Annotated in this window: 26 protein-coding genes; 19 read left to right on the top strand and 7 right to left on the bottom strand. The window is 60.8% G+C overall.

Annotated features, from left to right (window positions below; genetic code table 11):
- Positions 1-268 precede the first annotated feature (268 nt).
- The 3 genes from BUB04_RS15070 to BUB04_RS15060 form a co-directional block, all read right to left on the bottom strand.
- Entirely contained in the window at positions 269-1,015 is a 747-nt protein-coding gene (locus BUB04_RS15070; protein WP_073040966.1) for an SAM-dependent methyltransferase, read from the bottom strand.
- 107 nt (positions 1,016-1,122) lie between these two features.
- Positions 1,123-2,433 (bottom strand): hypothetical protein, encoded by a 1,311-nt coding sequence (locus BUB04_RS15065; protein ID WP_073040964.1) that lies wholly within the window; start codon positions 2,431-2,433, stop codon positions 1,123-1,125.
- A 925-nt stretch (positions 2,434-3,358) separates the two neighbouring features.
- Positions 3,359-4,075 carry a hypothetical protein gene (locus tag BUB04_RS15060; RefSeq protein WP_143156513.1) on the bottom strand — a complete coding sequence of 239 codons (717 nt, stop codon included), beginning with the start codon at positions 4,073-4,075 and terminating at the stop codon, positions 3,359-3,361.
- Positions 4,076-4,235: 160 nt separating this feature from the next.
- On the opposite strand from BUB04_RS15060, the gene BUB04_RS15055 reads away from it, so the two are divergent.
- A complete protein-coding gene (locus tag BUB04_RS15055; RefSeq protein WP_073040961.1) occupies positions 4,236-5,144 on the top strand; it encodes an ADP-ribosylglycohydrolase family protein in 909 nt (302 codons plus the stop codon).
- Between the two features lie 147 nt (positions 5,145-5,291).
- Positions 5,292-5,660: a hypothetical protein gene (locus BUB04_RS15050; protein ID WP_073040960.1), complete on the top strand. Its 369-nt coding sequence runs from the start codon at positions 5,292-5,294 to the stop codon at positions 5,658-5,660.
- A gap of 555 nt (positions 5,661-6,215) precedes the next feature.
- On the opposite strand, the gene BUB04_RS15045 is transcribed toward BUB04_RS15050, so the two are convergent.
- Both BUB04_RS15045 and BUB04_RS15040 read right to left on the bottom strand, forming a co-directional pair.
- Positions 6,216-6,836 carry an HD domain-containing protein gene (locus BUB04_RS15045; RefSeq protein ID WP_073040959.1) on the bottom strand — a complete coding sequence of 207 codons (621 nt, stop codon included), beginning with the start codon at positions 6,834-6,836 and terminating at the stop codon, positions 6,216-6,218.
- 153 nt (positions 6,837-6,989) lie between these two features.
- Positions 6,990-7,466: an FKBP-type peptidyl-prolyl cis-trans isomerase gene (locus tag BUB04_RS15040; protein ID WP_073040957.1), complete on the bottom strand. Its 477-nt coding sequence runs from the start codon at positions 7,464-7,466 to the stop codon at positions 6,990-6,992.
- A gap of 241 nt (positions 7,467-7,707) precedes the next feature.
- On the opposite strand from BUB04_RS15040, the gene ilvB reads away from it, so the two are divergent.
- The 10 genes from ilvB to coaD all read left to right on the top strand — a co-directional run bounded on the left by ilvB (position 7,708) and on the right by coaD (position 17,469).
- Positions 7,708-9,426, top strand: a complete 1,719-nt coding sequence (gene ilvB, locus BUB04_RS15035) for a biosynthetic-type acetolactate synthase large subunit (RefSeq protein WP_073040956.1) — start codon at positions 7,708-7,710, stop codon at positions 9,424-9,426.
- Positions 9,427-9,446: 20 nt separating this feature from the next.
- The gene (gene ilvN, locus BUB04_RS15030; protein WP_073040970.1) at positions 9,447-9,929 is read left to right on the top strand and encodes an acetolactate synthase small subunit; all 483 of its coding nucleotides are present in this window, start codon (positions 9,447-9,449) and stop codon (positions 9,927-9,929) included.
- A gap of 489 nt (positions 9,930-10,418) precedes the next feature.
- Positions 10,419-11,420, top strand: coding sequence for a ketol-acid reductoisomerase (gene ilvC, locus BUB04_RS15025; protein WP_073040954.1), 1,002 nt, complete (start codon positions 10,419-10,421; stop codon positions 11,418-11,420).
- Positions 11,421-11,805: 385 nt separating this feature from the next.
- Positions 11,806-12,471: a phosphatidylserine decarboxylase family protein gene (locus BUB04_RS15020; protein WP_073040952.1), complete on the top strand. Its 666-nt coding sequence runs from the start codon at positions 11,806-11,808 to the stop codon at positions 12,469-12,471.
- Positions 12,456-13,301 carry a CDP-diacylglycerol--serine O-phosphatidyltransferase gene (gene pssA, locus BUB04_RS15015; RefSeq protein ID WP_084076539.1) on the top strand — a complete coding sequence of 282 codons (846 nt, stop codon included), beginning with the start codon at positions 12,456-12,458 and terminating at the stop codon, positions 13,299-13,301. The genes BUB04_RS15020 and pssA overlap by 16 nt, the downstream gene beginning before the upstream one ends.
- A gap of 72 nt (positions 13,302-13,373) precedes the next feature.
- Positions 13,374-14,636 carry a 3-isopropylmalate dehydratase large subunit gene (gene leuC, locus BUB04_RS15010; RefSeq protein WP_073040949.1) on the top strand — a complete coding sequence of 421 codons (1,263 nt, stop codon included), beginning with the start codon at positions 13,374-13,376 and terminating at the stop codon, positions 14,634-14,636.
- A gap of 23 nt (positions 14,637-14,659) precedes the next feature.
- Positions 14,660-15,190 carry a 3-isopropylmalate dehydratase small subunit gene (leuD, locus tag BUB04_RS15005; RefSeq protein ID WP_073040947.1) on the top strand — a complete coding sequence of 177 codons (531 nt, stop codon included), beginning with the start codon at positions 14,660-14,662 and terminating at the stop codon, positions 15,188-15,190.
- 84 nt (positions 15,191-15,274) lie between these two features.
- Complete coding sequence (locus BUB04_RS15000; protein ID WP_073040945.1) at positions 15,275-16,294, top strand: aspartate-semialdehyde dehydrogenase; 1,020 nt, start codon at positions 15,275-15,277, stop codon at positions 16,292-16,294.
- A 33-nt stretch (positions 16,295-16,327) separates the two neighbouring features.
- Positions 16,328-16,876: a 16S rRNA (guanine(966)-N(2))-methyltransferase RsmD gene (rsmD, locus tag BUB04_RS14995; protein WP_073040943.1), complete on the top strand. Its 549-nt coding sequence runs from the start codon at positions 16,328-16,330 to the stop codon at positions 16,874-16,876.
- Between the two features lie 101 nt (positions 16,877-16,977).
- Entirely contained in the window at positions 16,978-17,469 is a 492-nt protein-coding gene (gene coaD / locus BUB04_RS14990) for a pantetheine-phosphate adenylyltransferase (RefSeq protein ID WP_073040941.1), read from the top strand.
- A 365-nt stretch (positions 17,470-17,834) separates the two neighbouring features.
- On the opposite strand, the gene BUB04_RS14985 is transcribed toward coaD, so the two are convergent.
- Entirely contained in the window at positions 17,835-18,716 is an 882-nt protein-coding gene (locus BUB04_RS14985) for a lytic murein transglycosylase (RefSeq protein ID WP_073040939.1), read from the bottom strand.
- A gap of 174 nt (positions 18,717-18,890) precedes the next feature.
- Here BUB04_RS14985 and BUB04_RS14980 point away from each other — a divergent pair, with 174 nt between their 5' ends.
- The 7 genes from BUB04_RS14980 to BUB04_RS14950 all read left to right on the top strand — a co-directional run bounded on the left by BUB04_RS14980 (position 18,891) and on the right by BUB04_RS14950 (position 24,863).
- Positions 18,891-21,791, top strand: a complete 2,901-nt coding sequence (locus tag BUB04_RS14980) for an insulinase family protein (protein WP_073040936.1) — start codon at positions 18,891-18,893, stop codon at positions 21,789-21,791.
- 129 nt (positions 21,792-21,920) lie between these two features.
- On the top strand, positions 21,921-22,268 hold the full coding sequence (locus tag BUB04_RS14975) for an ArsR/SmtB family transcription factor (protein WP_073040934.1): 348 nt from the start codon (positions 21,921-21,923) through the stop codon (positions 22,266-22,268).
- Between the two features lie 7 nt (positions 22,269-22,275).
- Positions 22,276-22,794, top strand: coding sequence for a thioredoxin family protein (locus tag BUB04_RS18855; protein WP_084076538.1), 519 nt, complete (start codon positions 22,276-22,278; stop codon positions 22,792-22,794).
- 22 nt (positions 22,795-22,816) lie between these two features.
- Positions 22,817-23,053, top strand: a complete 237-nt coding sequence (locus BUB04_RS14965; protein ID WP_073040931.1) for a thioredoxin family protein — start codon at positions 22,817-22,819, stop codon at positions 23,051-23,053.
- A 314-nt stretch (positions 23,054-23,367) separates the two neighbouring features.
- Positions 23,368-23,745 carry a putative zinc-binding protein gene (locus tag BUB04_RS14960; RefSeq protein ID WP_245795211.1) on the top strand — a complete coding sequence of 126 codons (378 nt, stop codon included), beginning with the start codon at positions 23,368-23,370 and terminating at the stop codon, positions 23,743-23,745.
- A gap of 137 nt (positions 23,746-23,882) precedes the next feature.
- Positions 23,883-24,407 carry a (Fe-S)-binding protein gene (locus BUB04_RS14955; RefSeq protein WP_073040928.1) on the top strand — a complete coding sequence of 175 codons (525 nt, stop codon included), beginning with the start codon at positions 23,883-23,885 and terminating at the stop codon, positions 24,405-24,407.
- A 33-nt stretch (positions 24,408-24,440) separates the two neighbouring features.
- Positions 24,441-24,863, top strand: coding sequence for an arsenate reductase ArsC (locus BUB04_RS14950; protein WP_073040926.1), 423 nt, complete (start codon positions 24,441-24,443; stop codon positions 24,861-24,863).
- A 59-nt stretch (positions 24,864-24,922) separates the two neighbouring features.
- Here BUB04_RS14950 and BUB04_RS14945 read toward each other — a convergent pair whose 3' ends face one another.
- Positions 24,923-25,810, bottom strand: coding sequence for an Mrp/NBP35 family ATP-binding protein (locus tag BUB04_RS14945; RefSeq protein ID WP_073040924.1), 888 nt, complete (start codon positions 25,808-25,810; stop codon positions 24,923-24,925).
- Positions 25,811-25,823 lie beyond the last annotated feature (13 nt).

Below are 25,823 nucleotides of genomic sequence, written 5' to 3'. Positions count from 1 at the left end.
CGCCGCGGATCAGCGGCGGACGCGGAGGCGAGCCTTCTCGCCGCAGCGTCCGTCCGCTGCAGCCGCGTGTTCGAGGGCGCGCATGGCGCGTCCCCGAACACGTGGATGCCAATCCGCGGCGCCCGTTCGTGGGACGCGCAGCGTCCCACGAACGATCCGCATAACCGGCTGGCAATGGAGCGCAGCGGAATTGCCAGTCCGAGTTGATGCGATTGTTAGGCATGATGGAATTTCAGTCATTTTCTGGGTTATCTGATAGTTCCTCTCTTCATCGCCTCATCAATGCGAACACACCCCAGCCAAGATATTCACGTGTATAAGTGGCGTAGCGCACGGGTTCCGAGGTTAGTTGGGCTCGAACCTCTTTCGCCAGTTCGTCGTCGGGATTGGCTTCAAGCCATCGGCGCATGGTGAGCCACTTGGCCGCCTCGTATCTGTCCCAGCTGTCTTGGTCTGCCAAAACCATCTCCACGACGTCGTAGCCGAGGTTGCCGAAAGACGCGAGAAGTTCTGGAAGCAGAAGAAAGTCGGAGATTGAGCCGGCAAGACACCCTTTGGCAAAGTCTTCGGTCGGTGGTAACTTCCGCCAGTAAGGTTCGCCGATGAGGATGATCCCGCCGGTGCGCAAGCTCCGCAATAGAAGCTCGATAGCACCGTCTACACCTCCCCCAATCCACGTGGCGCCGACACAGGCTGCCACATCTACCTTTTCGTCGGCGACGTAGCCGGTAGCATCGCCATGAATGAACTTGACTTGGTCGGCGACACCGAGTTCTTCAGCGCGGAGTTTCGCTTGATCGGTGAACAACCGGCTCATGTCGATGCCGGTGCCGATGACTCCGTAATCGCGTGCCCAGGTGCATAGCATCTCCCCCGAACCGCTGCCGAGGTCGAGCACTCGGGTTCCCCTTTCCAAACGCAGCGCCGCGCCGAGAGTGGCGAGCTTTTCGGGTGTGAACGGGTTATGGATGCGGTGAGCACTTTCGGTGATGTTGAAGATCTGTGGAATATCCATTGCAGAAAATCTCCTTACTGGTATGAATAGATTCGGTAACTGCCTAACGACAAAGCTCACTGGCGCCAATGGAGCGCAGCGGAATTGGCGTCCAGTGCAGCGCCTTGTTAGCGCTGCTGTATCCAATAGTTGTAGGTAGTAGCCACTGATGTCGGTACAGAACTCGGATCAACCATCCTCACAATTTCTTTAAACTGGCTCTTACACCTTTGATGCCTTTTTATGCGTTCTCCAACAATATTTTTTTTCTTTGGCAAGTTAAGCATTATTTCAACCTCACGGGGCGAAAAACTTTGTATCATCTTAAGATAATACGGCATAGCCGCATTGGACACTCCATACGGGTTCCCTACGGCACATGTGACCACCGTATTTACAAATTCGTCTTTAACAGTATCTGGAACTTCACCCTGCGATGAAAGTTGCAGTAATCTCTCTGCAAAAGGCGGTTCATTATAAAAATTATCAAATGCTTGGTGAACACTCAACATGCGCTGACATGCAGCAGAAATCATAGAGTGCATCTCGTGCTCACCTAACAACGACAGCATCCCTAGTTTTTCAAAAAATTGCTGGGATGCCTTATGCCTTTTTTCATCCCCTTTAGCTATGTATTCATGATGTCTATTTATAAGATCAGACTTTGCCTTGGGGGTGAAATGCGGTGCAAACTCAGCAGAAATCATTAAGGCATTTACTCTCGCCTCTTCATTACTGGAAGGATCGCAATAAATACCATGCAATGAGCCAAACAATAAATATTGCTGAGCTTCATGGGTTTGACTTATACGCTGTACCCACTGTTGTTTTTGCTCATTGGAAAACTTTGATCCTTTCACTGCATCCATGAAAGCTTGAATATCTACACCTACATGGCTATGCTCGTCCCCCAGAGCATATTTGGCACACCGATTAGCAAAAGCTATAAATTCATGATCGTCAATTTTTCCAACTGTTGGATGGGCAGCTGAGAAATTATTTCTGATATCTCTACATTGGTCTAAGAAGAAAAATCCATCTTCCGTTATAAGATTTAATTTGAGACACAAACTAAGTAATTCAGCATCTTTCAAGTCAAGCAAAGCCTGCTCGTCAAAATTGGACTTTCCTGTAATTTGTTCAACAACATTTAGGCCAAACTTTCTGACCTTTTCTCGTAATTCGATAATTGAAGCGTTCCATATATAGTTTATGGCACTATCAAAAAGACCAGAGGCGACAGCGACACACATCCTTGCAAGGCTTTCGGTTCGCAAAGCAGGCGGAATCTTTCTCATAACGCCTGGCAAATTTTCCCAAGCAGTCTGGATCTCGTCAGTCGACGCCAGAATATCTCTTGGAACGCCAAGGCTTGATGTTAATTCATCAAGTACAGGCAATGTGCTGTCAACAACTGCCGGTAGTGTTACATCTGTCATTATTGTTTCCTTTTATGCGCTAACTTGTTATTCTACACAATCTCCCTTAGCCTGCGAGCCCCGATCGGCAGAAGGCCAGCAGTATCAAGCGCCACCGGGCTGCTTATGCTTGCAGGCATTGAGAACATGGTGATCACGTCACCACGCTCAAAATCTTCCGGTTACCTTTGGCTATCTATTCCCCCTGTTATGGAGATTGGAGATAATCGGTTGTTCGATTCAGCGGGACCTCCCTCGCTGCATTTTTGAACAGGCGATAAGGTGGATCCCCCTTGTTAAATCAACTTGGTATGAAATCTAGGGTGTTGTGTCGGTTACTGACAATGTCGCATGTTTCACAAACTAATGCCAAATTTCCCAGCTTGGTGCAAGTGGATTGTGCCTGTTGGTATGCCGATGCAGAGAATTAAAGGCACGATGGGGCGCACCGCTTCCCCAAGGCAGGCGTGGTGATCCCGGAGTCCTCCGCCGCCTTCCTGAGAGGCTCCCGCGACGTCGCCCTCGGAGTCCGAGAAGGTAGGAGGGTTGTCCGGCGGTTGGCCTTTTCCGACGCGTGCTTTCTCCCGGCGGCGGCCTCATGCAAGGAATCGGGGATCGCGCTCAAGGCCAGATAGGCGGCACCTCCGCTCAGGGCGTGGCCCTTTCAAGAGGCCCTCACTGGTTCTGGGGATCTGGAATCCTTTGCCGCAAAGAAAAGGGCCCTACGAGGCTGTCTGAGAACGCCGCGGACGACCTTTTTTCTCGTAGCGCAGCCCTTCAGGGCTGCGGGGGAGCCCCCGGCCGTCGGATAGGCCATCGCGTATTTCCTGTTACTTCATGGAGTGGCGATGAGCCTTTCCGCGGGGCTGAAGCCCCGCGGCTACGAGGAGGACCAAAATCCTTCGGCCTTGTAAGTCGCAGAGCCATTGTCGGACAGTCTCCTGGATCACGGCGCGGCGGCGTCGAAGAATTCCTTCGATTCCGCATCCAGGAGGTCGAAAAGCGGCCTGTAGGCGAGCTTTTCTTCCTCCGTCAGTCCCGGGGTCTCCTCAAAGGCTTCCTTGAGAAAGCGCTTGCAGTGTCCCACGAAGGCCAGGGTGTCCCCCGTCTTTTCCATCAGGATCCTGTTCAGCACCCGGGCGGTGAAGACGTTTCGAGGCCCCAGGGCCCGGTCCCGAATGTCGTCCGGCGCTTCCACCTGATAGGCGTGGATCAGTTCATAATCGAAATCCATCCCGGGGTAGCGGGGGATGCGCTGCTTGATGAGTTCCATGGGAGTCCTCATCATGTCCGTGGAGGCGGCAAACTCCACATCGCCCACATAGGGATAGACGCCGATGAGCTCCCCTGCATCCGAAAGGATGTCGCCCGAGACGCCGTCCGCGAAATGGACCGGTGTGCCGGCGTGGCGCAGGGCATAGAGCAGGGCACCGAGTTTTCCCACGTCGCCCCCGCGTCGGAGGATGTGACGCTTCTGGTCGAAAAGAAACTCCTCCGTGAAGAGCTCCCGGGAACTACGCATGTGGATCAGGGTACTGAACCAGACGGGGTTTTCGTCGAGAGCCAGGATGGCCGGCGAGGCGATCTCCAGGAGTTCCACCACCCGTTCCATAACATCCACGCCCCTTGCCGTCCCGATGCCCACAATCCGCCGCATCGCCATGATGAATTCCTTTTCGCCCTCGAGTGAATAATCCTCGCCCTCACGCTAGCCTTTTGCTATGAGCAGGGCAAGCTCCCGGTGAAATGGGCGATCGTGCCGGTTTCCAACGAGCACCGAAGAGTCCTGATTCCTGGACCGCTTTGATTCGAAGGAGGGGCCTATGACCGACAAGAGGGAAGCCTTGGTGTGGGGAGCGTTTGTGGCGGATTCCCTGGCTTTGGGCGCGCACTGGATCTACGACCCCGAAGCGATCCGGGAACGGTTCGGCACCGTGGACCGTCTCTTGGAGCCCCCGCCCGATTCCTATCATGCGGGAAAACGCCGAGGGGATTTGACCCATTACGGAGATCAGACCCTGGTCCTTTTGGAATCGGTGGCCGCCAAGGGGGGCGCCTTCGACCTCCTCGATTTTTCCGAGAGGTGGCGAGGACTCTTCCGGGACTACCGGGGCTATGTGGACAAGGCCACCCGCGGGACCCTTGAGAAATTCGAGGAGGGGAACAGCCCCCAAGAATCGGGATCGTCTTCCAGCGACCTGGCGGGTGCCTCTCGGATCGCTCCCATCGTCTTTGCCCTGGCCGACGATCCCGAAGCCTGCCTGCACGCGGCCCGGGCCCAGACCGCCATGACCCACAACCATCCCCAGGTGGTGGAGGCGGCCGCCTTCTTTGCCCTGACGACCCTGCGCGTTCTTCAGGGGCGGCGGCCCAGCCGGGCGTTGGCCGAAGTGGCCTCCGAAATGCCCGCATCGCCCCGGCTTCAGGAATGGGTCCGGCGCGGGCTGGAGAGCGCGTCCGAGGAGACGGTGGAAGCCGTGGGAGCCTTCGGCCGGGGTTGCCCCGTGCAGGCGGCCTTTCCCGCCACCGTCCATTTGCTCGCGCGCCATGAGAAGGACTTTCGGCAGGCGCTGGCGGCCAACGTGATGGCCGGCGGGGATTCGGCCGCCCGCGGGCTGCTGGTGGGCATGGTGCTGGGAGCCCACCACGGCCTCCAGGCGGTGCCCTCGGACTGGATCGAAGGGCTCCGCGCCCGCCCGGCCATCGCTTCGTTCCTGCAGGCCATGGCCTGATCCCGACGGCAGGGCGGGGCAGGGTGAAGAAAGACAGGACATCCCGTCAGGCTTCTTGACAATGCGCCGCGATATCGGCATGAAGGCCCCACGTTTCGGGACCCTTTGTCGGGCGTCCCGTCGAACAAACGGCAGAAAGGAGCCCTCATGACAGGCGAAGGGGATGTGGTGCTGGTCCACATGAACGACAAGCCGGCGTTTTTCGCCAGGATCGAAAAGATCTCTCCGGACCCCAAGCCGGACTGGTGGCAGGTGAAGATGTTGGTGCTTCAGGTGCCCCTGATGGTGGTCACCTGGATCCTGAGGGAGGCCTACATCAACGGGGAAGAGTTCACCATGGGGGGGCACCCCATTCGGCTGGTCAAGGTGGAAGCGCCTCCCGAAGCGGAAGAGGAAGCCCAAGGGACCGAAGAATCGAAGGAAACCGAGCCGCCGGAAGGGCCGGAAGACGACACTCCCGGCACGCCGGACGGGAAGGTGGTCTCGCTCTTCGATCGCAAGCCCAAGAAGCGTTAGGAACCCACGGCCAGAGGTGGGCCACGCCGTCGGGAGATGGGTTCGAAAACCTGCGAGGCCGTCACTCCCGCGCAGGCGGGAGCCCACTTACTGGAAATTCCGGACCCCCGCTCCCCGTTCAAGCCGGGACAAGATTGGCGGGGACGACGAAGGGGCGTTGAACGATGGAAATCAGCCATTGTCGGAAACGCACCGCGTCCCCGTTGTCAATCAAGGATCGCTGTTTCCTACCGGTCCCCATGACCAGACAGCCAAACACCCCATGGCCCGCCCGACGCCCTGGGGATTCCGCAGCTTCGGGAAAAATGGGTTCCGCCTCAATGGGGAGATTCTTTCGCCGTCTTCTTCCCGTCTCCGCGCAGCGGGCGGGGATAAACCCCGCCCCTACTCGACAGGTCCAATCGGCCTTCTCAGGGGCGGGCTTGGCGCCCGCCTGTCCCGTTGCTGCGCCCTGCCTGTAGGGGCGAATGATCATTCGCCCCTACAGGGACCCGCTTTCGCGGGCATGACGAACGGGAGCTGAACGGCTTTCCGTCTAGGACCGGTAAAAGAGACTCACGTCCACCAGTGGTCGTTTCCGTCGAACCACCAGGCGGCCGAATCGGTTTCCAGAATCTGGTTCGCCAACCGTCGTCCCGTCTCCGTGCAGAGCCGCTCGAGAGCATACCGGATCCACTCCTGGGCATAGGCGTTTCCCAGATCCTTTTGCTGCTTCAATTCCAGGATGAGATCCAGTTGGTCCGCGTCGTGGGCGAGGCGTGCCGCATCGGTTTCCCCCGCGCGGTACTCTTCCAGGAAAGCCCGCAGTTCGCCGCCAAAGGGAAGGGCATGGGCCAGATGGGCCACGGCCTTTTCCTCGTCCACCTTCACATACTGCTTGTTCACGTAGTTCATGTCGCCCGTTCTGGCTTCCGCCACGTCGTGGAACAGGCAGAGGCAGACGACGCGGAAAGGGTCGGGATGGTCGGCAAGCCGCGCCAGGGAAAATCCGATGACCGCCACGCGAAAGGAGTGGTCCGCCACGGACTCGCGGCCCGTGCCCAGAAACTGAAAGCCGGATCGCGGCGTTCGCTTGAGCATGCCCACCTCGAAGAAAAAGTCGGCCAGGGCCTTCAGTGGATTCGGATGGCTACGCTGGTTCGGGGTCGTCTCCTGGGCCGTTTTTTTGCTGTCCATAAACACCTTGCATCCTCCAAAAGTCAGGCGCTTCAAACCTGAATGAAGCGATTTTTCGATTTTGCGTTTATTCGCGTTCATTCGCGGTTCTCTTTCACACGGAGGTGTGCCTCGGATCGGGCGCCCCCGGCTCGACAGCCGGCAGGCTCCCATTCAAAGGCCTCCACCCCGCACCGGGGTCCTGGCGGCCCGTATCTCCTCCAGACTGGCCCACCGGACCTTTTCCACCACCACCCGGAACAGGAAAGGTTTTCCGGCGAAAGGGTGGCCGAAGCTCACGCGCAGTCGATCCCCTTCCACCGCCAGGATCCGGAAAGGCCGCAAACACCGGTTCTCGTCCATGGTGTGGCGAACGGCGCCCACTTCCAGCGGCCCCTCTTCCACCACATCCTCCCTTGCAATATGGGCTTCGGCGCCCACTTCGCCGGCAAAGTCCTGCGGATCCAGGACCACCTCGACGGCCGCCCCTTCTTCGGCGCCCATCAAAGCCTCTTCCAGGCCGGGAAGCAGCCTTCCATGCCCCACCAGGGCTTCCATCCTGTACGGGCCCTTGGGGTAGGGAAAAGCCTCCGAGCCCACGGGCTCCAACGTGTAGCGAACCGTGATCATGGTATTGGGTTGGATCTTCATGGCAAGAATTCCCTCCGGCCGTTCAAGATCATACAGTCCCATCCGTTTGTCAAACGAGGCGCTTTTTTGTGAACAAAGACGCTTTCTTGGTCTTGTTGACAGACCTTCGGCTTTTCTCTAAAGTGTCGGTTCATCCGATGAATTGCTAATGATGAACATTGGTTAGCTATCAAGAAACTTTTTTCGGAAGGACGCCGCGGCCCCGTGCCTCAGGTGTCCTCGCCAGTCTTTGAGGGAGGCCATGAAACTCACAGGGGCGCAGATCTTCTTTGAATGTTTGAAGCGGGAGAACGTGGAGGTGATCTTCGGGTTTCCGGGGGGCGCCGTGATCGACATCTACCACGAAATGCCCAAGCACGACATTCGTCACATCCTGGTGCGCCACGAACAGGGCGCCGCACACATGGCGGACGGATATGCGCGCGCCACGGGGAAGGTGGGCGTGTGTCTGGTCACCTCCGGGCCCGGCGCCACCAACACGGTGACCGGGATCGCCACCGCCTACATGGACTCGGTACCCATGGTGGTCTTCACCGGCCAGGTCCCCACGGCGCTCATTGGAAACGACGCCTTCCAGGAAGTGGACATCGTGGGCATCACGCGCCCCTGCACCAAGCACAACTATTTGGTCAAGGATGTTCGGGATCTGGCCCGGGTCATTCGGGAGGCGTTCTACCTGGCCAGTACGGGCCGTCCGGGGCCGGTCCTGGTGGATCTTCCCAAGGACGTGATCCAGGCCTCCACGGAGTTCCGATATCCCAGAAAGGTCCAGCTTCCCGGCTACCGTCCCACCGTGGAACCCCACACGGGACAGATCAACCGGGCATGGGAGTTGCTCAAGAAGGCGAAGAGGCCGGTCATTTACGCGGGCGGGGGCGTCATCATCTCCAGCGCTCACCAGGAGCTGACCCAGTTGGCGGAAGCCCTCCAGGCCCCGGTGACCACCACCCTCATGGGACTGGGAGGATTTCCGGCGGTGGTTCGAAACGCCAAGGGGGAGCGGGAGATGCACCCGCTGTGGCTCGGCATGCTGGGCATGCACGGAACCTTCCGGGCCAACATGGCGGTCCAGAACTGCGACGTGCTTTTCGCCGTGGGAGCGCGCTTCGACGACCGCGTGACGGGCAAGATCGACGGGTTCGCCCCCAAGGCCAAGATCGTCCACATCGATGTGGACCCCACCAGCATTTCCAAGAACGTCCTTGTGGACATCCCCATCGTGGGAGACTGCAAGGCGGCCTTGCGTAAGCTCAATGAAATCGCCAAGAAGGACCCCATCGAAAACGTGACGGAAACCCGCGCTCCGTGGCTGGACCAGATACGACAGTGGCGCGAGACCTATCCGCTGGCCTACAAGAAGGAAGGAAACGGCATCAAACCCCAGTACGTGGTGGAAAAGATCTTCGAGCTGGCCGACGAGAACGCCATCATCACCACCGAGGTGGGCCAGAACCAGATGTGGACCGCCCAGTACTACCATTTTGCCAAGCCGCGCACGCTGCTCACATCGGGCGGACTGGGGACCATGGGCTACGGCCTTCCCGCGGCCATCGGAGCCCAAGCGGCCTTTCCCGACCGGCTGGTGATCGACGTGGCCGGCGACGGCAGCATCCAGATGAACATCCAGGAGATGATCACCGCCGTGTGCCACGATTTGCCCGTGAAGGTGGCCATCCTGAACAATCGGTTTCTGGGCATGGTCCGTCAATGGCAGGAGCTTTTCTACGAAAAGAACTATTGCGCCACGTGCCTGGATGCGTCTCCGGACTTTGTCCGCCTTGCCGAAGCCTACGGAGCGGTGGGGCTTCGCGCCAAGACCATGGAGGAAGTGGAGCCGGTCCTTCGCGAGGCCTTGTCCATCCGCAAGCCGGTTCTCATGGACTTTTGGGTCAGTCCCGAAGAGGGCGTCTATCCCATGGTGCCTGCTGGCAAAAACATTTCGGAAATGCTGCTGGTGTGATTATGGAAAAGAAAAACGGACTGAGACATACAATCGGCGTACTGGTGGAAAACCAGCCCGGCGTGCTTTCCCGAGTGGCGGGGCTTTTCAGTGGACGAGGTTTCAACATCGAATCGCTCACGGTGGCGGTCACCAACGAACCCGGCCTTTCCCGCATCACCCTGGTCACCACGGGCGATCAGCACATCCTGGAACAGATCATCAAGCAGCTCAACAAGCTGATCAATGTGATCAAGGTCATCGACTTTCGGGAGACCGAGTTCGTGGAACGGGAGATGGCTCTCGTCAAGGTGCGGGCGGAGCAACACACCCGAGCCGAGGTCTTGCGGATCGTGGACATCTTCCGGGCCAAGGTGGTGGATGTGAGTCCGAACTTTTACACCATTGAAGTCACCGGGGATGATGGCAAAATCAACGCCATTCTGGAACTCCTGGGCCAGATCGGCATCGTGGAGGTGGCGAGGACGGGAAAGGCCGCCTTGGCCCGCGCCAAGAAGCGCTGAGTCGGGACGCATGGCCCGCCCTGCGGCGTATCCAACCGTCGCCCCACCTGAACGGAAGCCCGGAACACGCCTGAAAGCCTGGACTTCCGTTCCCCGTTCAAACCAGGCAAAGGCTTGGCCGGGATGACGGAGGGGCGTTGAACGCTCCGGATCAGCCACTGCCGGGCAGGCTCCTTTCGGAAGCCGGGCGGGGATGGCGTCGAAAAGCGGAAAGTCGTGGGACCGCGCTTGCGCGAGCCCCCATGGTTCAGGAAGGCCTTCCACCGGAGGGGGACCTTCTCGAAAACACCTAAATGGGACGATTCTCCCCCATCGCAAGGTTCCGACGGGCGGGCATAAAGCCCGCCCCTACGAAGGTGGATGAACAGGCTGCGTAGGGGCGGGGTTTATCCCCGCCCGCTGACCGCGCGGACATAGGAACAACACAACGAAAGAATCGCTCCATTTAGGAAACGATCCCTTGGAATGGGAAAAGCAGGAGGAAAGTGAATGCGGATTTTCTATGATGCGGATGCGGATGCAAAGGTTTTGCAGGGAAAGAAGGTGGCCGTCATCGGCTACGGCTCTCAGGGCCACGCTCAGGCCCAGAATCTGCGCGACAGCGGTGTCCAGGTGATCGTGGGCCAGCGCCCCGGATCGGCCAACTATGAAAAGGCGGTGGAGGACGGTTTCGAGCCGGTGAGCGCCCGGGAAGCCGCCGAGGCGGCCGATGTCATCCAGATGCTCGTCCCCGACCACATTCAGGCCAAGCTCTACCGGGACGATGTGGCCCCGTTCATGACCCCGGGCAAGACCCTCCTCTTTTCCCACGGGTTCAACATCCATTTCGGGCAGATCGTCCCGCCCAAAGACGTGGACGTGGTGATGGTGGCCCCCAAGGGCCCCGGCCATCTGGTGCGAAGCGAATACGTGCGGGGAGCCGGCGTGCCCGCGCTGGTGGCCATCCATCAGGATGCCACCGGACAGGCTCTCCAGACCGCTCTGGCCTACGCCAAGGGCATAGGAGCCACCCGGGCGGGAGTGATGGAGACCACCTTTCAGGAAGAGACCGAAACGGACCTTTTCGGCGAGCAGGCCGTCTTGTGCGGCGGCGTATCGGAGCTCATCAAGGCGGGGTTCGAGACCCTAGTGGAAGCCGGATACCAGCCGGAGATCGCCTTCTTTGAGTGCATGCACGAGCTGAAGCTCATCGTGGACCTCATCTACCAGGGCGGCCTGTCCTACATGCGCTATTCCATCAGCGACACGGCCGAATACGGCGACTACACCCGGGGAAAGCGCATCATCACCGAGGAAACCCGCAAGGAGATGAAGAAGATCCTGGAGGAGATTCAGACGGGGCAGTTCGCCCGGGAATGGATCCTGGAAAACCAGGCGGGAACGCCCATGTTCCGCACCATGCGCCGCCGCGAGCGGGCCCACCTGGTGGAAGAGGTGGGAGCGCGCCTGCGGGCTATGATGCCCTTCCTGGAGGCCAAGAAGTTCGACTAGGAGGTTTGGCCGAGAACTCTGCAAACCGTCACTCCCGCGCAAGCGGGAGTCCATAACTTACTGGAAATTCTGGATCCCCGCTTCCGCGGGGATGACGAAGGGGCGTTGAACGGCGCAAATCTGCCATTCTCGAACAGGCTCCTAGGAGGCGGTCCGAAAACGCCGGGAATCGCCGCTTTTCCCGTAGCGCAGCCCTTCAGGGCTGCGGAAGGGTGCCGGGAGTGGCGAGTCATCCGTTTTGGGACAAGCCCCTCGGCTTGCAAATGTTGCCTTAGAAGACCTTCCACCGCCGGAGCTGCCCGCCGGGAGAAAAACCCTTGCGGCTCCCGCGGTGGTTTTGTATGGAGAACCGTTGCTCCCGAATCGACCTGAAAGGATCGAACCATTGCCAGAAGATGACTTCCGAAAGCGTGCCCGCCACATCCCGTTCGCCCGCGAGGGCCTGCCCTATGTTTCGGCCGCGGCCTTCACAACCCTTGTGAGCGCCGTTTCCCACTGGCACCCCCTCACGGTGATTTTGCTGGCGACCACGCTGCTCATGGTCCACTTTTTCCGGGACCCCGTGCGCTGGTCCAACGCCGGGGAAGGGGACGTGGTCTGCCCGGCCGACGGACGAATCATCGCCGTGGAGCGCCGGAAGGAGACGTGCTTCACCAACCGGGAAATGTGGAAGATCAGCATCTTCATGAATATCTTCAATGTGCACGTGAATCGCGTTCCGGTGAGCGGCCGCGTGGCGGGGCTCCATTACCGCAAGGGCCGCTTCCTGGCGGCGGACAGGAAACGGGCAAGCTTGGAAAACGAGCAAAACTGGCTTTGGATTCAATCCGACGACGGCCGGGACGTAGTGTTGACTCAGGTGGCCGGGCTCATCGCCCGCCGCATCGTCTGTTGGCCTCGAGTGGGCGACGCGGTCCGCCGCGGGGAACGTTTCGGAATGATTCGTTTCGGATCCCGCGTGGACCTTTACATTCCATTGGAAGGCGAGGTCCTGGTGGCCAAGGGCCAAAAGGTCTTTGCCGGGGAGACGGTTCTATGTCGACTCAAATGAACGAAAACCGTAATCCGGGCAGGAAGAAAAGGAAGAAGAGGAGGGGCTCCGCCGACGAAACGTCCCGAGGCACCTACATCCTGCCCAATCTCTTCACCACGGGAAATCTCTTTGCCGGTTTCTACGGGATCGTGAGCAGCATCAACGGCCAATATTTCCACGCCGCGGTGGCCGTCCTGGTTTCCTGCGTCTTTGACATTCTGGACGGCAAGGTGGCCCGATTCACAAAGGCCACCAGCCGGTTCGGAGTGGAATACGATTCGCTGGCGGACTTGGTGGCCTTCGGCGTGGGCCCCGGCCTGCTCATCTATCTTTGGGCGTTGCAGCCCTTCGGCCGCCTCGGCTGGCTGGCCGCCTTCCTGTTCGTGGCTTGCGGAGCGTTGCGGCTGGCGCGTTTCAACGTTCAGGCGGGGCAGGGCAGCTCCAAGTACTTCGTGGGCCTGCCCATTCCCGGCGCCGCCTGCATGATCGCCACCACCGTCCTCTTTTTTCTCAAGCTCAAGGGCAAGGACTACGATCCGACGCACGTCCTCTTCCTTCTGGAAACCTACGTGCTCGGCTTCCTCATGGTCAGCAGCATTCCCTTCAACAGCTTCAAGGAACTGGAGGTGATCAAGGGAAAGCCTCTGCCGACCCTTTTCGTCCTGGTCCTTCTTTTGACCGTTGTGGCCGCCAAACCCCCGGTGATGCTCTTCCTCCTCTTCAGCGCCTATGTCCTTTCCGGGCCGGTATCCCAACTGGTGAGGATCCTGCGAAGGAGGCGGGCGAAGGATCCGGGCGTTGAAGGCGCCGCCGCCGAGGAGCACTTGCCGCCGGCGAATTCCGGCTGACACGCCCCGGTGAAATCGCAAGCGGAAATCTCTCGACACGTTCTGGAATCGATCATGAGAGGGTGAACGAACATGGCCATGACTCTTGCAGAAAAGATCCTCGCCGCCCATAGCGGCCGCGAGCGGGTGGAGCCCGGAGAGCTGTTGGAGGTCTCCGTGGACTTCTGCCTCGGCAACGACATCACCGCCCCCATCGCCATCAAGGCCTTTCGGGAGGCCGGTGTGGAAAAGGTCTTCGATCCGGAGCGCATCGCGTTGGTTCCGGACCATTTCGTCCCCAACAAGGACATCGCCTCCGCCATGCAGGTCAAGATGCTCCGCGATTTCGCCCGGGAGCAGGGCATTTCCCACTACTTCGAAGTGGGCCGCATGGGCATCGAACACGCGCTCCTGCCCGAGCAGGGCCTGGTGCTTCCCGGCGACGTGGTGATAGGCGCCGACAGCCACACGTGCACCTACGGGGCGCTGGGGGCTTTCGCCACGGGGGTGGGAAGCACGGATCTGGCCGCGGCCATGATCCTGGGCACCACGTGGTTCAAGGTGCCCGCGTCCGTCAAGTTCGTCTATCGCGGGAAGCGCAAGCCGTGGGTGGGCGGAAAGGACCTGATCCTCCACACCATCGGACAGATCGGAGTGGACGGGGCGCGCTACATGGCCATGGAATTCACGGGACCCGTGGTGGAGGATCTCCCCATGAGCCACCGCATGACCATGTCCAACATGGCCATCGAAGCGGGGGCGAAGGTGGGGCTCATCGCCCCCGACCAAGTGACCCACGATTACGTGGCCGGCAGGGCGCGACGCCCGTTCGTCTTCCACCACAGCGATCCCGAAGCCCGGTACGAAGCGGTCTATGAATGGGACGTGTCTCAACTGGATCCCATGGTGGCCCTGCCGCATCTACCCGAAAACGTGAAACCCGTCACCGAACTTCCCGAGATCCCCATCGACCAGGTGGTCATCGGAAGTTGCACCAACGGCCGGCTGGACGACCTTCGGGAAGCCGCCGCGGTGCTCAAGGGCCGCAAGGTGAGCGACCATGTGCGCTGCATCGTCATTCCGGCCACCCAGCGGATCTACCGCCAAGCCATGGACGAGGGGCTGCTCCAGATCTTTCTGGAGGCGGAGGCCGCGGTGAGCACTCCCACCTGTGGGCCGTGCCTGGGAGGTCACATGGGCATCCTGGCACAGGGCGAAAGAGCGGTGGCCACCACCAACCGCAACTTCGTGGGACGCATGGGACACCCCGAAAGCGAGGTCTATCTCAGCTCACCGGCGGTGGCGGCGGCATCGGCCGTCCTGGGACGTATCGCTCATCCGGACGAAGTGCGCTAGGCAACCAGACGAAAGGGACTCACATGAGCTGTGCATGTTGCGACACCAAGAAAGGCAACGTCCTGAACGGGCGGGTCTGGGTCTTCGGTGACGATGTGGACACCGACGCCATCATTCCCGCCCGCTACCTCAATACCTCCGACCCCCGTGAACTGGCCGCCCACTGCATGGAAGACGCCGACCCCGCTTTTCCTTCCAAGGTGCAGGAGGGCGATGTGATCGTGGCCGGCAAGAACTTCGGCTGCGGCTCCTCCCGGGAACACGCCCCCATCGCCATCAAGGGCGCCGGGGTGGCGTGCGTGGTGGCCAAGAGCTTCGCGCGGATCTTCTATCGGAACGCCTTCAACATGGGACTTCCCATCCTGGAGTGCCCTCAGGCGGCGGAAGAGGTGAAGGAAGGCGACCGGGTGGAAATCGATCTGCGCTCGGGAACCATCCGGAACCTTTCCACGGGCAAAACCTACCAGGCTCAGCCCATTCCGCCGTTCATGATGGAGCTCCTGGACGCGGGGGGGCTCATGGCCTACGTGAAAAAGAGGGTCCAGGCCGCCTGAAGAGCGTGTTTGGCAAGGACAACGGGCGCATCCCCTTGGGCGGGATGCGCCTTTCCTCATTGGGCACGAGAAAGAGGGAAAGATATGGCACGGAACGGTTATCGCGTGGCGGTTGTCGGGGCCACCGGGGCGGTGGGCACCACCATGGTGCGGGTGCTGGAGGAGCGAAACTTCCCGGTGTCGGATTTGAAGCTCCTGGCTTCGTCCCGGTCGGTGGGAAAGGAGCTCACTTTTCGCGGGGACAAGGTGGCCGTGGAGGAGCTCACGGAAAAGAGTTTTGAGGGAGTGGACGTGGCGCTCTTTTCGGCGGGTGCGTCGGTGAGTCGCCAATTCGCTCCCATCGCCGCCCGAAGCGGCTGCGTGGTGGTGGACAATTCCAGCGCCTTCCGCATGGATCCCCAGACGCCGCTGGTGGTCCCGGAAGTCAATCCCCACGCGGTGCGCGGGCACCAGGGCATCATCGCCAACCCCAACTGTTCCACCATTCAGATGGTGGTGGCGCTCAAGCCCATTCAGGATGCGGCCGGCATCAAGCGCATCGTGGTCACCACCTTTCAGGCCGTTTCGGGAACGGGGATGAAGGCCATCGAAGAACTTCGCCTTCAGGTGGAAGCGCTCGTCCGAGGCGAACCCCTCCCCAGACAGGTCTATCCGCATCAGATCGCCTTCAACTGCCTGCCTCACATCGGCTCCTTCCTGGATTCCGGTTATACGGAAGAAGAGATGAAGATGGTCAACGAGACCCGAAAGATCTTCGAAGATCCGGACATCCAGGTGTGCGCCACCACCGTGCGGGTTCCCGTCTACTACGGTCACAGCGAATCCGTGGCCGTGGAAACCCGAAAGCCGCTGGACGTGAAGGAGGCCGTTGCCCTTCTCAAAAGAGCCGATGGCGTGCAGGTGGTGGATGAACCGCTGGCGGCACGCTACCCCATGCCGCTGGACGCGGCGGGGCGGGACGAGACCTTCGTGGGCCGTATCCGGAAGGACATCTCCGTGGAAAACGGCCTGGTTCTCTGGATCGTGGCCGACAACATCCGAAAAGGCGCCGCCACCAACGCGGTTCAAATCGCGGAACTCCTGGTTCGAGAAAAGCTTCTGTAACCAGCAGGAAAAGCGCCAAGGAACGGGTTCGCCGTGCGCATCATTTCCGGCCGATTTCGCGGAAGACGCCTGGCGGCGCCGCCCTCGCGGCGCGTCCGGCCCACACCGGACCGCGTGCGGGAAGCCCTGATCAGCATCCTGGGCCGCCGGGTCCAGGATGCCCACGTCCTGGACCTCTACGCCGGCACGGGCGCCCTGGGGCTGGAAGCGCTGAGCCGGGGAGCCGCCCGGGCGGTCTTTGTGGATAGCCACCCCAATTCGGTGGACATGGTCCGCAAGAACATCCGCGCCTGCGGCCTGCAGGAGGGCACCGTGCGCGTCCTTTGCATGAGTGCCCTGGCGGCCGTGGAACTGCTTCAAAGGGAGGAGGAAACCTTCCACCTCATCTTCATGGATCCGCCCTACGGCAAGGGGCTTGTTCCAAAAACCCTGGAGCCCCTGCACAAGGTCAGCACTCCCGATACCCTGGTGGTGGCGGAACACGCCCCCCAGGACCCCGTTCCTTCCCCCTGCCACGGCTGGACCATCCAGGACCAGCGCCGATACGGCGACACGACGCTCAGCTTCTTCGTCCTACCTTGAAGTCGCAGCCTACAGGCCTTTGACTTTCCGGCCCGATGGCGCTATTTTCATGCCCTTTCGTCCATCCGAAAACGCCGTGCAAACAATGAGAAGGAGGGGTCATGGACAAGCTGGCCGTCTATCCCGGATCGTTCGATCCCATCACCAACGGACACCTGGATCTTCTGGAGCGCGCCCTCAAGATCTTCGACCACGTGATCATCGCCGTGGCCAGCAACCCCGCCAAGAAGCCTCTTTTCAGCCTGGAAGAGCGCATGGAGCTCATCCGCCAGTCCCTGGCCGGGCACCCTCTGGAAAAGCGGGTTTCGGTGGACACCTTCGATGGCCTGCTGGTCAATTACGTGGACCGGGTGGGCGCCAAGGCCATTTTGAGGGGCCTGCGCGCAGTCAGCGACTTCGAATACGAATTCCAGATGGCGCTCATGAACCGCAAGCTCAACAACAACATAGAAACCCTCTATCTCATGACCGGCATGCGCTGGATCTACATCAGCTCGCGAATCATCAAGGAAGTGGTGGTCTCGGGCGGGGACGTCCAGGGGCTGGTCCCCGATGTGGTGGAAGCCAAGCTCAAGGCCCGTCTGCTTTCCTGAACCGTCCCCGCGGGGCGTAAGCCCCGCGGCACCTTTTTTGTCTATCGGTCCGATGTATCGAATCACCGGCAGCCGATCACGGGCGATCTCCCCCGCCCCCGGAGGTTTTCACAAGCCCTGACGGGCGGGCGTAAAGCCCGCCCCTATCAAGATCGCTATCCCATCGTTAGGGGCGTGGTTTATCCCCCCGACCTTCATGGCCCACCTTGCGCCACCCCGCATGGATGAAAGATGTCGTCAAGGGAGAGTCCTTTCTGTAGGAGCCGGCTTGCCGGCGATCCCAATCGCGGCCAAGGCCGCTCCTACAAGAGACCGAAAACACAGTTCTTTCATATTGACCCCCATCACTCATCACCCATCACTTCTTACGGATTACGGTTCAATCTCCGGGCGATCTCCAGAACCGTGCGCGCATAGGGTGAGCTGTTGTTGTAGCGCAGCAGCACCTTCTCCCGGTGGGGCAGGGGGGCGGAATCCTTCCAGCCGTGGCTCCTGAGGTAGTTGGCGATGCTCATGAAGGCATCTTCCGGGGCGAAGAGATCCACCACGCCGTCTCCGTTTCCGTCCGCTCCATAGCGCAGCATGCTGGTGGGCATGAACTGGGCCCATCCGACGGCCCCCATGAAGGACCCCTGCAGGCCGGAGACCTTCTGACCGCGTTCGGCGAGCCTCGCCAGGGCATCCAGCTCCTGAAGGGCCCATCGGGCACGGGCCGTGAGCTTGTCGTCGAAGCGCTTGCGGCCCCATCGCTTGCGGTCCTTGGCCGAAAGCATCCGCCACACCCGGTCTCGGTAGGTCTTCTGCTCCATGAGGGCGAAGGCGGCCAGGGAAGGCACCACGGGATGGCTCCCGGTGTTGGTGCCGAGCCTTGTTTCCACAAGCAGGATGGCCACCACCACCGTTGGATCCACCTGATGGACTTCTCGGGCCCGATGAAGCGCCTCCGCGTGGGTTTCCAGGAATCGTCGCGCCATGGCCAGGTAATCCGGTTCCAGGAACCGGTGGTAGTTGAGTTTGCTCTCCCGGATGCGCATGTAGAGGGCCACGTTCTTAAGCCGTGGAGGCTCCGTCCCGGAAAAGAGCGTTCGGACCGCCTCGGACGAACGCCCCGATGCGCTCAGCCGCTTTTGCAAGAGATCGTAGCCGCCTGTCGCGAAAGCGGGCACCGTCGCACCGGCGCAACCCACAACCACCACCCAAATCCAAATCGCCCGCAGAATGCGATTCTTGCCGGGACATCGTCTCATGGATTATACAACCTCACCTGTTCCAGGCCGTCCTCGGACGGGGTTCACAACCAACGGAGAATGGTTTCACGGCCGACTCCGCCCATGTTATGAAAGCCAAGGCCCTTTGACAAACACCAATCTTCGCCCCGGCGCCGGAACGGCGCCGGGAAAGCGACGTGCAGGGAGGAACGGATGAGCTGGAGCGACGCTTTTGAGCCGGTGGGACAGACCTTCATCGAGGAAATTCGGACCCGGGCTTCCATTTACAGGCACAAGCCTACCGGCGCCCGCCTGTTGAGCATGGAAAATGACGACGAGAACAAGGTCTTCGGCGTCACCTTCCGCACGCCGCCCCGGGACGCCACCGGCCTCCCTCATATCCTGGAACACTCCGTCCTTTGCGGGTCCCGCAAGTATCCCGTGAAGGAACCTTTCGTGGAGCTGCTCAAGGGCTCTCTCCAGACCTTCCTCAACGCCTTCACCTACCCGGACAAGACCTGCTACCCGGTGGCCAGTCAGAACCACCAGGACTTTTACAACCTTATCGACGTCTATCTGGACGCCGTCTTCCATCCTCGCCTGACGCCCTGGGTTTTCAAGCAGGAAGGGTGGCACTACGAACTGGAAAAGCCCGAAGATCCCCTCACCTACAAGGGCGTGGTCTATAATGAGATGCGCGGGGCCTATTCGTCGCCGGACCGCCTGGTGATCGAGTACGCGCAACACTCCCTCTTTCCCGACACGCCCTACGGCGTGGATTCCGGGGGAGATCCCCGGGTCATCCCCACGCTCACCTACGAACAGTTCAAGGCATTTCACGAGACCTTCTATCACCCTTCCAACGCCTGGTTCTTTTTCTACGGGGACGACGATCCGGAGCGCCGCTTCCAGATCCTCCAGGACTACCTCAAGGACTTTGACGCCCGGCCGGTGGAGAGCGCCATTCCCCTGCAGCCCCGGTTCACCGAACCGGTGCGCCTCACCCGGACCTACGCGGCGGGAGAAGCCCAGACCGCCAGAGCCTTCGTCACAGTCAATTGGCTCCTTCCCGAAACGGAGCCTCCGGAACAGAACCTGGCGCTGCACATCCTGGAATACGCCCTTTTGGGCATGCCGGCCTCTCCCCTTCGAAAGGCCCTGATCGACTCCGGGCTGGGGGAGGACCTGTGCGGCGTGGGCCTGGAGGGCGAGCTGCGCCAGATGATGTTTTCCACGGGCCTTCGCGGAGTCCTGCAGGAGAACGTGGACAAGGTGGAATCCCTCATTTTGGACACGCTGGAAGGCCTGGCCCGGACCGGTCTTCCTGAAGAGACCGTGGAAGCGGCCCTGAACACCGTGGAATTCCGCCTTCGGGAAAACAACACCGGCAGCTATCCCCGCGGGCTGGCCCTCATGCTCCGGTCGCTCTCCACCTGGCTCTACGACGGCCATCCCCTGTCCTTGGTGGCCTTTGAAAGACCGCTGGAGGAGGCCAAGCGGAAGATCCTCAGCGATGCCCGCTACCTGGAAGGGCTCCTGGAAACCCACTGGCTCCACAACCCCCACCGCACCACGGTGATCCTTCTGCCGGACCCGGAGCTGGAACGGCGTCGGGAAGAAGAGGAGGCCCGAAAGCTTCAAGCCGTCAAGGCTTCGCTGAGTCCCGAGGAAGTGGAGCGAATCATCGAGGAGACCCGCATGCTTCGGGAAATGCAGCAGAAACCCGATCCCCCGGAAGCCCTGGCTTCCATCCCCCGGCTCCGCTTGGAAGACCTGGATCGCCACAACAAGATCATCCCGGCCGAGGAAGGGGCCTTGGCCGGAGTCCCGGCCCTCACCCACGATCTCTTCACCGGAGGAATCCTTTACCTGGATCTGGCCTTCGATCTCAAGGCCGTCCCGCAGCGCCTGCTGCCTTATGTGCCCCTCTTCGGCAGAGCGCTCCTGGAGTTGGGCACGGAAAAGGAAGACTACGTTTCCCTGACTCAGCGCATCAGCCGGACCACGGGCGGCATCTTCACCCAGACCAACGCGGGCGCCTTTTCCGACGGGGAAGAATTCGGCGCCTGGATGTTCGTCCGCGGCAAGGCCATGGTCCGCCAGGCACCGGATCTCTGCGGGATTCTTAGGGACGTCGTCACGGCCGTCCATCTGGACAACCGCACGCGCTTCCGCCAGATGGTTCTGGAATCCAAGGCGCGGCGCGAGGCTCGCCTCATCCCGGAAGGGCACCGGTTCGTATCCCGGCGCCTCAAGGCGGCTTTCCATCCGGCGGACTGGGTCCAGGAAAAGATGAAGGGGGTGGATTCCCTCCCGTTCTTGCGGGAGCTGGCCCAACGCGTGGAATCGGACTGGCCGTCCGTTCTGGAAGACCTGGAAGCGCTCCGCCGATGCATCCTAGACCGGTCCCGGCTTCGGGCCAATGTCACCCTGGACGCTGCATCCTGGAAGGATATCCGGTCCACCGTGGAGGAGCTGCTGCAGGCCGTACCCGACCACGGCGGGCCGGATGCGGCCTGGCAACCGGATGCCCTCCCGGCCCACGAAGGCCTGGCCGTGCCGGCTCAGGTCCACTACGTGGCCAAAGGGGCCCCGCTTCGCTCCCACGGCTTCCGGTTCCGCGGTTCCGATCTCGTCGTGTCTCACTTTCTGCGTACGGCCTGGCTGTGGGACCAGGTACGTGTTCAGGGGGGGGCCTATGGGGCCTTCAGCCAACTGGACCGTTTCGCCGGCACCTTCGCTTTCGTTTCGTACCGCGACCCCAACCTGGAAAAAACCCTGGAAGTCTATGACCGGACCGTGGATTTCCTGAGAAACCTGGCCCTTCCCCGGGAAGAGTTGACCAAGAGCATCATCGGGGTGATCGGGGACCTGGACCGCCACCTGCTGCCCGACGCCAAGGGCTTCACTTCGTTCGTCCGACACCTGACGGGAGATGACGAGGAGAGCCGCCAGCGCATGCGCCAAGAGGTCCTGGAAACCTCGCCGGAGGACTTCCGCCGGTTCGCCGACGCCCTGGAAGTGGTTCGGGATCGAGGGCGTGTGGCCGTGCTGGGCCCCGAAGAGGCGCTGCGCCGTCTGCGCGATCGTCTGACCATCACCCAGGTGCTGTAGACTTCCATGATCCTTCGCTTCCACATCCCAGGTGCCCATGAACGCGAAAAGGGCGGCCGTGGGTACCATTGGGCTTGACGATCCGACGGGACCGGATATATGAATACATGGGCATATAGGAGAGACGGCATGAAGGAATTCATCCGCGTCATGAAGGCGCTTTCCGACCCCAATCGCGTGAAGATCTTGAAGATGCTCAACCGGCGCGAGCTCTGCGTGTGCGAAATCCAAGCCGGCCTGGGCCTTGCCCAGCCCACGGTCTCCAAGCACCTCAAGATCCTGGAGGATGCCGGGCTGGTTCAGAAGCGCAAGGAAGGGTTGTGGGTCAACTACCGCCTGGGAGACGGCGACAGCAGTCCCTACGCGGCAACGCTTCTCGGCAATCTGAAGCATTGGCTGAACGACGACCCCGAAATTTCGGCCATCCTGGCCCAGGTGCCCGACCTGAATCGGGACGCGATCTGCTCGAGACAATGAGGGACCCGTGAAAAAGGTTCGCCCTCTGAACGTGGCCGGCCGCAAGGTGGGCGTCGTAGGCCTGGACGAGCTCCTGGAAGAGCGGGGGCGGGAGCTGGCCCAGCTGCCGCCCGAAGCCGCCAGGAAGGAGATGCTGGAGGCGCTTTCCCGGGACAACTACATTCCGGCGGGAGTCCGGGACGCCTATGGGGAGGCCTTCTACCGGGAGCTTCTGCGCTTTGCCGGGTTGCCCGTCCCCACCGACGACCAGGCGGAACCGACGGTGGTCATCCTGGGCCCCGGATGTGCCCAGTGCGACAATCTGGAACGCACGGTCCTGGAGATCCTCAACCAGGAGGGACTCCAGGCGGTCGTGGAACACGTTCGTGACCCGGCGGCCATCGGAGAGATGGGAATTGTGGCCGTCCCCGCCCTTATGGTGGGCCGGCGTGTTCTCTTTGCGGGACGCGTTCCCCCCAAGGGGCAGGTCAGGAAGCTGCTTCTTTCGGCACTTGGTCCGTCCGGTTCCCATGGAGACGAACGGTGATTCTACAAAAGGGGAGGTTGCAATGGATATCAAGGTACTTGGACCCGGTTGCAAGAAATGCCAGCAGACGGAAGCGATCGTAAAGGAGGCGGTGGCCGAGGCGGGCGTGGCCGCCCAGGTGGGGCACGTGACCGATGCCATGGAAATTGCGAGCTACGGTGTTTTCGGCACCCCGGCGGTGGTGATCGACGGGGAGGTCAAATGCGTAGGCAAGGTCCCCAAGAAAGAGGAAGTGATCGGCTGGCTCAAGAAGGCGTGAGAAGCCGTGCGGAATTTCCCCGTCCGCGCCTGCTGGGAAGGGCGCCCCAGGAGGCTGTCCCGGAAGGTTCTTCCGGCTCATGAGGCGGCGGAATTTCCCTTCGATTGGTAGCCGCGGGGCTTTGGCCCCGCGGAAAGGCCCATCGGTTCGGAGCGGCCCTACAATCAGCTGCACCAAGGGATGCTGCGCGAGACGCGCCGTTGAGCGTCCAACTTTCCAGGATCCCAACAGGAATTCAACGACCCCTGTCGGAAGGAGGTCTAGCGATGGCTGAAAATTGTTGTGCGACTGCCAAATCGCCAGCAGGCAATGTCATGATCCTTGCCTGCTCGGGAGGATCCAACGTGGGACAGCTTTCCAACCAGGCGGCGGTGGAGCTGACCCGCGAGGGTTTCGGCAAGATGTTCTGCCTGGCCGGCATCGGCGGCCATCTTTCGGGTTTCGTCCAGTCGGCTCGGGACGTGCCGGCCATGGTGGCCATTGACGGCTGTTCCGTCGGATGCGCCAAGGCGGTTCTGGAACACGCCGAAGTCCCCCTCAAGGCCTACTTGGTGATCACGGACCTGGGCATCGAAAAGAACAAGAACTTCGATCTGGAACGGGGAACCATCGACGCCGTCAAGGCCGCCGTGAAGGAGGCGTGCAAGGACCTGCCCACCGAGGCACCCGGCCAAGAGATTTGCTGCAGCTGATCCTCGCGTCCACCACGGTCTCTTCGATCTGTGCGGTGCCTCGGCCGAAACCCGGGGAAACCCGGGGAAAGGTATACCGCAACGCGGACCGGAGTTCCCACGGGAATCTCCGGAGCCGCAGGAAAGCGAGGTGCCCCATGCTGCTCACCAGCTATCGAAAAGAAGTCTTTCGCCCCGAGTGCAACCCCAAATTTCAGTCCCTTCACTGCATCGCTCATCTGGATCAGGACGTGGGCGAGGTCATTCCCTACCTCAATGCCGTTTTGGGCGGTTCCCAGTTCACCCGCGAACCGCCTTCCGTGACCTTCAAGGCCCACGGAAAGCTCATCACGGTTCATCCGCGCCAGATCGCCATCAACGCCTTGAAGGAGCCGGAGGAAGCGGACCGCATCCTGGAGTGGCTCAAGGAAGAGATCAACAACGTCTGGGAAAAGCGTTCGGAAATCACCCCCAAGTACGAGCCGCTTCGCAAACCTCAGGTGTTTACGATCCTGAAGCGCCTTCCCAAGACCAACTGCAAGGATTGCGGTTATCCCACCTGCACGGTCTTTGCCGTTCAGGTGGCGGAAGGGGGGAGGGACCCGGAGGATTGTCCGCACCTATCCCCGGATGACCGGCAGGCGCTCAACGCCTACCTGGAACCTTTCGACAGGAACGGATGACGGGATCAGGGTCGGGACGGAAATGGAGAGGACATGAGCGAACGCAAGCGCATTCTCTACCTGTGTACGGGAAATTCCTGCCGGAGTCAGATGGCCGAAGCCTGGACCCGGGCGATCCATGGAGACCGCTACGAGGTATTCTCCGCAGGTGTGGAACCCAAGGGCATCGACCCCCGGGCGGTTCGGGTCATGGAAGAGGCGGGTGTGCCCCTCTCAGGGCAGCGGTCCAAGAGCGTGGAGGATCTGCCCAAGGTGGATTTCCATTTCGTCATCACGTTGTGCAGCCACGCCCAGGAATCCTGCCCCTTTTTCCCGGCGTCCACCCGCCGCATGCATGTTCCCTTCGATGATCCCCCCCTGCTGGCCAAGGATGCCGCGTCGGAAGAAGAGGCGCTGGATCACTATCGGCGGGTGCGGGACGAGATCCGAAAGTTTGTGGAAGGGTTGGACCTGTAGGGGCTGTAGGGACGTAGGGGCTGTAGGGGCGAAAGGCCCTTCGCCCCTACTTGGACCGATCAGTGCACCGCTCGGCTTTCTTCCGCACCCGTCGCCCCGTTTCTTTCAAAGCGTGCCACCACGGCATCGGCAAGGGCTTCCACGGCCTTTCGGAAGGGCGAATCCGATTCCGCGTCTTCCAGGATGGGCCGCCCCTGGTCGCCTCCCACCACCACCGCCGGGTCGAAGGGAAGGGATCCCAGGAAGTCGATCTGCATCCGTTCGGCCGTCTTTTCACCGCCGCCCGTTCGGAAGATGGGGATGAACTCGTTGCAGTGGGGACAATAAAGACCCGCCATGTTCTCCACCAGCCCGGCGATGTCCAGTTTGACCTTCTTGCAGAAGTTGATGGATTTCCGCACGTCCGCCAGGGCCACTTCCTGGGGCGTGGTCACGATGACGGCCTTGGCATCGGGAATGATCCGCGCGATGCTCAAAGGTTCGTCGCCGGTCCCCGGAGGACAGTCCACCACCAGAAAGTCCAGGTCATCCCAGGTGCAGTCGCTGATAAACTGCTGGATGACCCCGTGCTTGAGAGGTCCGCGCCAGATGACCGCCGAGTCGGTGTCTTCCAGCATGGACTCGATGGACACCACCTTCAGGTTCGGGCTGTATTCATGGGGGAGGATCTCCTGGTCCTTGCTGATCCGAAGCAGTCCATGGAGGCCCAGCATCTTGGGGATACTCGGCCCGTGGAGATCGATGTCCATGAGCCCCACCCGATGGCCCTTCTTGGCCAAGGCCAGGGCGATGTAGACCGCCACGCTGCTCTTTCCCACACCCCCCTTGCCGCTCATGACGATGATCTTGTGCTTGATGCGCGACAGCTTGCACTCCAACAGCTCGTCCTTGGTGCCCTTGGAGCGATGTTCACAGGTCGAGCAGGATTTCCCTTCGCACGAAGCCATAACCTGTCTCCTC

Origin of the sequence: Desulfacinum infernum DSM 9756 (genome assembly GCF_900129305.1) — a bacterium.
GTDB lineage: Bacteria > Desulfobacterota > Syntrophobacteria > Syntrophobacterales > DSM-9756 > Desulfacinum > Desulfacinum infernum.
Note: the sequence above shows the minus strand (reverse complement) of the source record. Positions and strands in the feature narration are given on the sequence as shown.

Excerpts from the sequence above, each read along its gene's own strand:
- BUB04_RS15070 (WP_073040966.1), bottom strand. The coding sequence starts at position 1,015 with ATGGATATTCCACAGATCTTCAACATCACCGAAAGTGCTCACCGCATC.
- BUB04_RS15065 (WP_073040964.1), bottom strand. The coding sequence starts at position 2,433 with ATGACAGATGTAACACTACCGGCAGTTGTTGACAGCACATTGCCTGTA.
- BUB04_RS15060 (WP_143156513.1), bottom strand. The coding sequence starts at position 4,075 with ATGGCGATGCGGCGGATTGTGGGCATCGGGACGGCAAGGGGCGTGGAT.
- BUB04_RS15055 (WP_073040961.1), top strand. The coding sequence starts at position 4,236 with ATGACCGACAAGAGGGAAGCCTTGGTGTGGGGAGCGTTTGTGGCGGAT.
- BUB04_RS15050 (WP_073040960.1), top strand. The coding sequence starts at position 5,292 with ATGACAGGCGAAGGGGATGTGGTGCTGGTCCACATGAACGACAAGCCG.
- BUB04_RS15045 (WP_073040959.1), bottom strand. The coding sequence starts at position 6,836 with ATGGACAGCAAAAAAACGGCCCAGGAGACGACCCCGAACCAGCGTAGC.
- BUB04_RS15040 (WP_073040957.1), bottom strand. The coding sequence starts at position 7,466 with ATGAAGATCCAACCCAATACCATGATCACGGTTCGCTACACGTTGGAG.
- ilvB (WP_073040956.1), top strand. The coding sequence starts at position 7,708 with ATGAAACTCACAGGGGCGCAGATCTTCTTTGAATGTTTGAAGCGGGAG.
- ilvC (WP_073040954.1), top strand. The coding sequence starts at position 10,419 with ATGCGGATTTTCTATGATGCGGATGCGGATGCAAAGGTTTTGCAGGGA.
- pssA (WP_084076539.1), top strand. The coding sequence starts at position 12,456 with ATGTCGACTCAAATGAACGAAAACCGTAATCCGGGCAGGAAGAAAAGG.
- leuC (WP_073040949.1), top strand. The coding sequence starts at position 13,374 with ATGGCCATGACTCTTGCAGAAAAGATCCTCGCCGCCCATAGCGGCCGC.
- leuD (WP_073040947.1), top strand. The coding sequence starts at position 14,660 with ATGAGCTGTGCATGTTGCGACACCAAGAAAGGCAACGTCCTGAACGGG.
- BUB04_RS15000 (WP_073040945.1), top strand. The coding sequence starts at position 15,275 with ATGGCACGGAACGGTTATCGCGTGGCGGTTGTCGGGGCCACCGGGGCG.
- coaD (WP_073040941.1), top strand. The coding sequence starts at position 16,978 with ATGGACAAGCTGGCCGTCTATCCCGGATCGTTCGATCCCATCACCAAC.
- BUB04_RS14985 (WP_073040939.1), bottom strand. The coding sequence starts at position 18,716 with ATGAGACGATGTCCCGGCAAGAATCGCATTCTGCGGGCGATTTGGATT.
- BUB04_RS14980 (WP_073040936.1), top strand. The coding sequence starts at position 18,891 with ATGAGCTGGAGCGACGCTTTTGAGCCGGTGGGACAGACCTTCATCGAG.
- BUB04_RS14975 (WP_073040934.1), top strand. The coding sequence starts at position 21,921 with ATGAAGGAATTCATCCGCGTCATGAAGGCGCTTTCCGACCCCAATCGC.
- BUB04_RS14965 (WP_073040931.1), top strand. The coding sequence starts at position 22,817 with ATGGATATCAAGGTACTTGGACCCGGTTGCAAGAAATGCCAGCAGACG.
- BUB04_RS14960 (WP_245795211.1), top strand. The coding sequence starts at position 23,368 with ATGATCCTTGCCTGCTCGGGAGGATCCAACGTGGGACAGCTTTCCAAC.
- BUB04_RS14955 (WP_073040928.1), top strand. The coding sequence starts at position 23,883 with ATGCTGCTCACCAGCTATCGAAAAGAAGTCTTTCGCCCCGAGTGCAAC.
- BUB04_RS14950 (WP_073040926.1), top strand. The coding sequence starts at position 24,441 with ATGAGCGAACGCAAGCGCATTCTCTACCTGTGTACGGGAAATTCCTGC.
- BUB04_RS14945 (WP_073040924.1), bottom strand. The coding sequence starts at position 25,810 with ATGGCTTCGTGCGAAGGGAAATCCTGCTCGACCTGTGAACATCGCTCC.